Source organism: Streptomyces montanus, assembly GCF_005786655.1.
Lineage (GTDB): Bacteria > Actinomycetota > Actinomycetes > Streptomycetales > Streptomycetaceae > Streptomyces > Streptomyces sporangiiformans.
In genome coordinates, this window is record NZ_VBZC01000031.1 from 112,671 (window position 1) to 119,248 (window position 6,578).

At 72.6% G+C, this 6,578-nt stretch carries 4 protein-coding genes; 3 read left to right on the plus strand and 1 reads right to left on the minus strand.

Annotated elements, in window-relative coordinates:
- Positions 1-64: 64 nt before the first annotated feature.
- Positions 65-2,500 (plus strand): right-handed parallel beta-helix repeat-containing protein, encoded by a 2,436-nt coding sequence (locus tag FE633_RS26660; protein ID WP_171060133.1) that lies wholly within the window; start codon positions 65-67, stop codon positions 2,498-2,500.
- Here the strand turns inward: FE633_RS26660 and FE633_RS26665 are convergent.
- Positions 2,470-4,749, minus strand: coding sequence for a hypothetical protein (locus FE633_RS26665; RefSeq protein WP_246113843.1), 2,280 nt, complete (start codon positions 4,747-4,749; stop codon positions 2,470-2,472). The two genes, FE633_RS26660 and FE633_RS26665, sit on opposite strands and share 31 nt — an antisense overlap.
- A gap of 420 nt (positions 4,750-5,169) precedes the next feature.
- On the opposite strand from FE633_RS26665, the gene FE633_RS26670 reads away from it, so the two are divergent.
- Positions 5,170-6,000, plus strand: coding sequence for a DeoR/GlpR family DNA-binding transcription regulator (locus tag FE633_RS26670; RefSeq protein WP_138047729.1), 831 nt, complete (start codon positions 5,170-5,172; stop codon positions 5,998-6,000).
- A gap of 54 nt (positions 6,001-6,054) precedes the next feature.
- Positions 6,055-6,534, plus strand: a complete 480-nt coding sequence (locus FE633_RS26675; protein WP_138047730.1) for an SRPBCC family protein — start codon at positions 6,055-6,057, stop codon at positions 6,532-6,534.
- Positions 6,535-6,578 lie beyond the last annotated feature (44 nt).

A 6,578-nucleotide genomic window follows, 5' to 3' on the forward strand; every position in this document is an offset into this window, starting at 1 on the left:
TCCGACGGGTATCGATGACAGCCTCTCAGGACCGCGTACGACGAGGTGGGGGCACAACAGCGCCATGGCACAGGGCACGGTCCAGGTGACGCACACCGGCACGTCACGGTGGCGACGCCGCACGGGTGAGTACGCATCGCTCGCCGCCGCCCTGGAGGCCGCGGGCGACGGTGACGTGCTCACCGTCGCTCCCGGTACCTACCGGGAGAACCTCGTCGTCCAGCGAACGGTGACCCTGCGCGGCCCTGAGGGCTCCCCCGGTTCCGTACGCATCGCGCCCGTTGACGGAGTGCCTCTCACGGTGCGCTCCTCCGCCCTGATCCAGGACCTGCTCGTGGAGGGCCAGGACACGGCCGCGCCCGCGGTGCTCGTCGAGGAGGGCGCGCCGGAGCTCATGGACATCCGGATCGTCACGCGCTCCGCGGCCGGGCTCGAGGTGCGCGGGGGCGCGCGCCCCACCGTACGGCGGTGCGCGGTGGACAATCCGGCGGGCATCGGCATCGCCGTACTGGACGGCGGGGGCGGGGTGTTCGAGGAGTGCGAGGTCGTCGCGGCCGGGCAGTCGGGCATCTCCGTGCGCGGTGGCGCCCACCCGCGCCTGGAGCGCTGCCGGGTGCACCATGCCTCGGGTGCGGGCCTGTCGGCGACGGGAGAGCACTCGGCGTTCGAGGCCGTCGGCTGCGAGGTGTACGAGGTCAGAGGCAGTGGCGTACAGGTCACCGGACGGGCGACGGCTCATCTCACCGACTGCGATGTGCACCGTACGACCGCGGACGGTGTCACGCTCGACACGGACGCCGTGCTGACGCTCGCCGACTGCCGGATCCACGACATCCCGGAGAACGCGGTCGACCTGCGCTCCCGCTCGGTCCTCACGATGACCCGCTCCACGGTGCGGCAGTTCGGGCGCAACGGCCTGTCGGTGTGGGATCCCGGCACCCGTGTGGACGCCAACCAGTGCGAGATCCACGACAGCACGGGCGACTACCCCGCGGTCTGGGTGAGCGACGGCGCGACCGCTGTGCTCGACTCGTGCCGGGTGCACGACGTGCCGGATGCCCTCTTCGTGCTCGACCGCGGCTCGCGCGCCGACGTCGTCGACAGCGACCTGTGGCAGGTGCGCAACACGGCGGTGTCGGTGAGCGACGGCGCCACGGCGCAGCTCGACGACTGCCGGATCAGGGACGCCGCGACGGGCGCCTGGTTCCGGGACCACGGCAGCGGCGGCACCCTGTCGGGCTGCACCGTGGACGGCACACAGACGGGTGTGATCGTGACCAAGGGCGCCGACCCCACCGTCGAGCGGTGCACGGTCACCTCGCCCGCGGAGGCCGGTTTCTATGTGTCGGCCGGCGGGCGCGGCAGCTTCCACGGCTGCCGGGTCACGGGCAGCGGCGGCTACGGCTTCCATGTGATCGACGGCTGCCGTACGACGCTCAAGAAGTGCCGCACGGAGCGATGCGCGCGCGGGGGGTTCGAGTTCGCGGACGCGGGCGGAGAGCAGGCGTCCGGCAGTGGACCCGTCGTCGAGGACTGTACGAGCGACGAGAGTGCCGGCGTGCGGCCTCCGGCGCAGGAGCCCGCCGTGCAGACGGCCGGCCAGTCCCCCGGCCTGCTGGGCGCCATCCCCGGCCAGCGCACCACCGAGCAGGAGCCGCTCGTCGCCGCCCAGGAACCCTCGCCGCCCGCGCGCACGTCGAAGGCGGTGCTCGGTGAACTCGACGCGCTGGTGGGCCTGGACAGCGTCAAGCGCGAAGTGCGTGCCCTCACCGACATGATCGAGGTCGGCCGCCGTCGCCAGGAGGCCGGCCTCAAGGCCGCCTCCGTCCGGCGCCATCTGGTCTTCACGGGCTCCCCCGGCACCGGCAAGACGACGGTCGCCCGGCTGTACGGCGAGATCCTGGCCTCCCTCGGCGTCCTGGAGAAGGGCCATCTCGTCGAGGTCTCCCGGGTCGACCTCGTCGGTGAGCACATCGGTTCCACGGCCATCCGTACGCAGGAGGCCTTCGACAAGGCACGCGGCGGCGTGCTGTTCATCGACGAGGCCTACGCGCTCTCGCCGGAGGACTCGGGACGCGACTTCGGGCGCGAGGCCATCGACACGCTGGTGAAGCTGATGGAGGACCACCGGGAGGCGGTGGTGGTGATCGTCGCGGGGTACACGGCCGAGATGGAGCGCTTCCTCAGGGTCAACCCGGGTGTGGCCTCCCGCTTCTCGCGGACCATCACCTTCAGCGACTACGTTCCCGAGGAACTGCTGCGGATCGTGGAGCAGCAGGCCGAGGAGCACGAGTATCACCTGGCGCCGGGCACAGGCGAGGCGCTGCTCAAGTACTTCACGGCGATCCCGAAGGGGCCCGCGTTCGGCAACGGCCGCACCGCCCGCCAGACGTTCGAGGCGATGGTGGAGAAGCATGCGGGGCGGGTCGCCCAGCTCGCCGAGCCGAGCACGGACGACCTCACCCTGCTCTATGCCGAGGACCTGCCCGAGCTGCCCTGAGGCTCGCCGTCCGCGCCCGGATCGGGCGGGGGCCCGCCTTCCGGGCGCGGTCCCGGTACGTCCGGCCGGAGCCGCGCGAGCAGTCGTCGCCGCTCTTCCGCGAACGCCGGGTCCGCCTGGTAGCCGGAGTGCCCCAGGATCGGCGCGGGCAGTGGGTGCAGCGCGGTGCGGCCGTATGCCAGAGGATCCTTGAGGGCCTCGCGGTCGACCTGGGGGCCACAGTCGCCGGGCAGCCGGACGGGCCCGCCGATGGGGTCGGTGGCCCGGTGGAGGTTGCGCCAGCAGTCGACCTCGCGGCGCAGGCTGCTCAGCGCGGCGGACCCGAAGTGGGCCGGGAACCAGCGCCCGTAGAGCCGTTCCAGGGGCGAACCGTAGGTCAGCAGGGCGACCCGCTTCCGGACCGACGGCGTGAGCTGCCAGACCGCGGCCGCCGCGAGGACGCTGCCCTGGGAGTGCCCGGAGATGACGAGCCGCCCGCCCGTGGTGCCCGTCCACGTGGCCATGCGCCAGGTCAGGTCGGGCACGGCGCGCTCGGCGTAGCAGGGGGGCGCGAAGGGATGCGCCGCGCGCGGCCAGAACGTACCGACGTCCCACAGGATGCCGATCGTGCGGCGGGCCGACGGATCGCGATAGGCGCGGCGGCCCCAGGTCACGAGCAATATGAAGCCGACACCGATCAGCCAGGACCCGAGGGCCTGCGCGGTCTCGGCCGCGCCCTCCACGAAGGCGTACGTGCCTTGTGCGGCATCGCCGGGCACCTCGTCGGTCGTCATCGCGCCCACGAGGGCCACGGCGCCCAGCAGGAGTGTGACGGTCGAGATGATGCCGATGATGCGGGGCGCCCGGTCGGTGAGGGCGGCCATCGCGCGTGTCCTCGCGATGCGCAGGGTGCGCTCGGCGTCCTGTGGCTCCGACGGGTAGTCGAGGCCCACCTTGTCGATCTCGGCGCGGCGGAGCTGCCCCGTGCGCCTGGCCAGCCAGCCGAAGAGCGCCAGGAGGACGACGATGAGGGGCGGGATGACGGACGCCTGCCAGGTCAGGAACACCGGCGGGCCGTCGATCGGTTTCTCGGTGCCGTCGAGCCAGTCGGCGACGCGCTGGGCCACCCCGCCGGACATCACGCCGCCCAGGGCGCAGGCCAGCATCGCGACGGAGGGTCCGGCCAGGCCGCGCATCGCGGTGCGGGTGTCGGGGTGGGTGCGATACAGCAGGTGGGCCACCACGCCCAGGGCGATCACGAGCAGCCCCTGGACGAGGGCGATGCCGCCGAAGGTCCCGCCGCCCGGCAGCCGGTGGCCCGACTGCCAGTCCGGGCGCGACCAGCCGGCGTACAGGAGGGTGAGGGCGAGCAGGGCGAGTGAGCCGAGGGGCAGCCAGCGCACCAAGGTCGCGTCGACCTGCCCGTCGAGACGTCTCTCGCTGCGGCCCCTGTGGCAGACGACCCAGACCACTACGACCGCCCCCACGACGAGCGCTGCGATCAGAAGCAGGCCCAGCGTTTCCAGGGCTGCCGGCCCGCCGTCCTCGCGGTCGTGACGGACGACGGAGACACCGACCCCGGCGGCGACCGTCAGCAGCCCGGCGGCTGTGTGGGCGGCGCGCAGCCTGGCCACCAGCCTGCGCCCGTACCAGAAGCCGGGGCGGCCAAGGGCCGGGCGGCCGGTGTCGTCGGAGTCGTCGCGGGGGGCGCCCCCGTCGGACATCGGCCGCTGCGACTCGTACGCGCTCCAGGTGCGGTGGGAGAGGTACCACAGGAGGCCGGTGAGGGCGGCGGGCGCCAGGGCGGCGAGGGCGAGACGGCGGCCGGGCCGGCTCCACCAGCCGTCGTCGGAGCCGGCAGGTGAGAGGAAGCCCAGCCAGGAGTTTTCCGCGGCGCACTCGGGCGTGCCCGCGCACTGCCAGGCGACCAGGTCGAGGGCCACCTCGCAGGCGGCGGCCACCAGCAGCACCGTGAGCGTGAGGCTCACCAGGCGGACGAGCAGGCCGTGGAGGCGTACCGTCCGCGTACGGCTGTCGCGCACCGTGGGCCGCATCCAGTGGGCGAGGTTGACCACCATGAACGGCAGGAGCAGCAGCCACAGAGCGCGGGCTCCGTTGCCGGAGGTGAGGTTGCACCACACATACGCCTCCGGCACCGGTCTGCCGCGGTAGTCGTCGGGGCGTGCTTCCGCGTCGGCGTCGTCGACGCGGCGGTAGACGGCTGCCGTCTCGTCGCCGGTGATCCGTACGACGCGCGGATCGTTCAGCATTCCCTGGGGCGTGGTGCCACCGACGCCGTGGACCAGGAGTTCCAGAGCGGTGTAGGGCGCCGCGGGCCGCTGCTCGGGCCTGGTCGCCTCCCCCGTCGAGGCAGGTTCCTTTGAAGGCTCCACTGTCTTCGCTTCCCCCGTGATGCGATGTGATGCCATGCGGCATGTGTCATGCGCAGGTACAAGGATGTCGGTTTCGGGGGCTGTGCGCACGTCTCGTCACGGAATCTCCCCGATCCGTGTGACGGTGAGGGCCCCTGTTGCCCGCGTGGCGTGTGCACGTCGGTACAGGGAGTGGCGCGACCTGTGGTCACCCATGCGAGGATGAGACCTCCTTGGGGTCGAAGGCGGGAAAATGTGCTCGTCGGAGGGGGTACGAGGGCGTGTCGGACAGAACGAGGCGAGAGGACCGGAGCGGGCGTGAGTGAGAATCAGAACCTTCTCGCGGAGCAGCGCCGCGCTCTGATCCTCGACGAGGTCCGGCGGCGCGGCGGCGTCCGGGTCAACGAACTCACCAGGAAGCTCGGCGTCTCCGACATGACGGTCCGCCGCGACCTGGACGCGCTCGCCCGGCAGGGCGCGGTGGAGAAGGTGCACGGCGGCGCGGTACCGGTGGTCGAGGCGAGCACCCACGAGCCCGGCTTCGAGGCCAAGTCGGGTCTGGAGCTGACCGCCAAGGAGGACATCGCGCGGGCCGCAGCGGAGCTGGTCACGCCGGGCTCGGCGATCGCCCTGTCGGGCGGCACGACGACGTACGCACTCGCCCATCAGCTCCTGGACGTGCCGGACCTGACCGTGGTGACCAACTCGGTGCGCGTGGCCGACGTCTTCCACGCGGCACAGCGGAACTCGGGACAGCGGCAGGGCGCGGCCACGGTCGTGCTGACCGGGGGCGTGCGCACTCCGTCGGACTCCCTCGTGGGTCCTGTCGCCGACCGGGCGATCGGGGCGCTGCACTTCGACCTGCTGTTCCTGGGGGTGCACGGCATCTCGGTCGAGGCGGGTCTGTCGACGCCGAACCTGGCGGAGGCCGAGACCAACCGGCGGCTCGTCCAGTCCGCGCGGCGCGTGGTCGTGGTCGCCGACCACACCAAGTGGGGAACGGTGGGCCTGAGCTCGTTCGCCGCGCTGGAGCAGGTCGACACCCTGGTCACGGACGCCGGACTGCCCGCCGAGGCGCGCGCGGACATCTCCGAACACCTGCGGAGTCTGGTGGTGGCGGGCGAACCCGTGGACGATACAGACATCTGATGGTCCGCCAGCTATCGTGACCTCGCCCGCGCACCGCCGAAGGGGGTTTCGTCCATGGCTCGCCGACTGCGTCCGGTGGGACTCGACTTCGTCGAGACCGCTCCTTTGCGTCTGGTGTTCGCGAGAGGGGTGACCGCTCCTCCGGAGGCCGTCTTCCGGGCGCTGGCCGAGGACGTGGCGGGCTGGCCGGAGTGGTTCTCGGCGGTGACGCTGGCCCGGCCGACCGAGGGCGGCGCCGGGCGGCAGATCCGGCTCAAGGGCGGGACGCGCTTCCGGGAGACGGTGATCGCGTCCCAGCCCGCCGAGGTGTACGCCTATCGCGTCGACGAGACGAACGCTCCCGGGGTGCGAGCCCTCGTCGAGGAGTGGCGGCTGACACCGGACGGCACGAGCACCCGGGTGCAGTGGACCTGGGCCGGCGACGGGACCGCGGCATTCCGGTTCGCCGTGACGCTGGGGCGGCCGGGGCTGGGGCGCGCGTTCCGCGCCGCGGTCACGAGGTTGGACCGGCGCCTGGCGTCCACGCACGCCTGAGGAGTGAGCGCCCGCCGACACCCGCCGCACCGCACGGCTCCCCC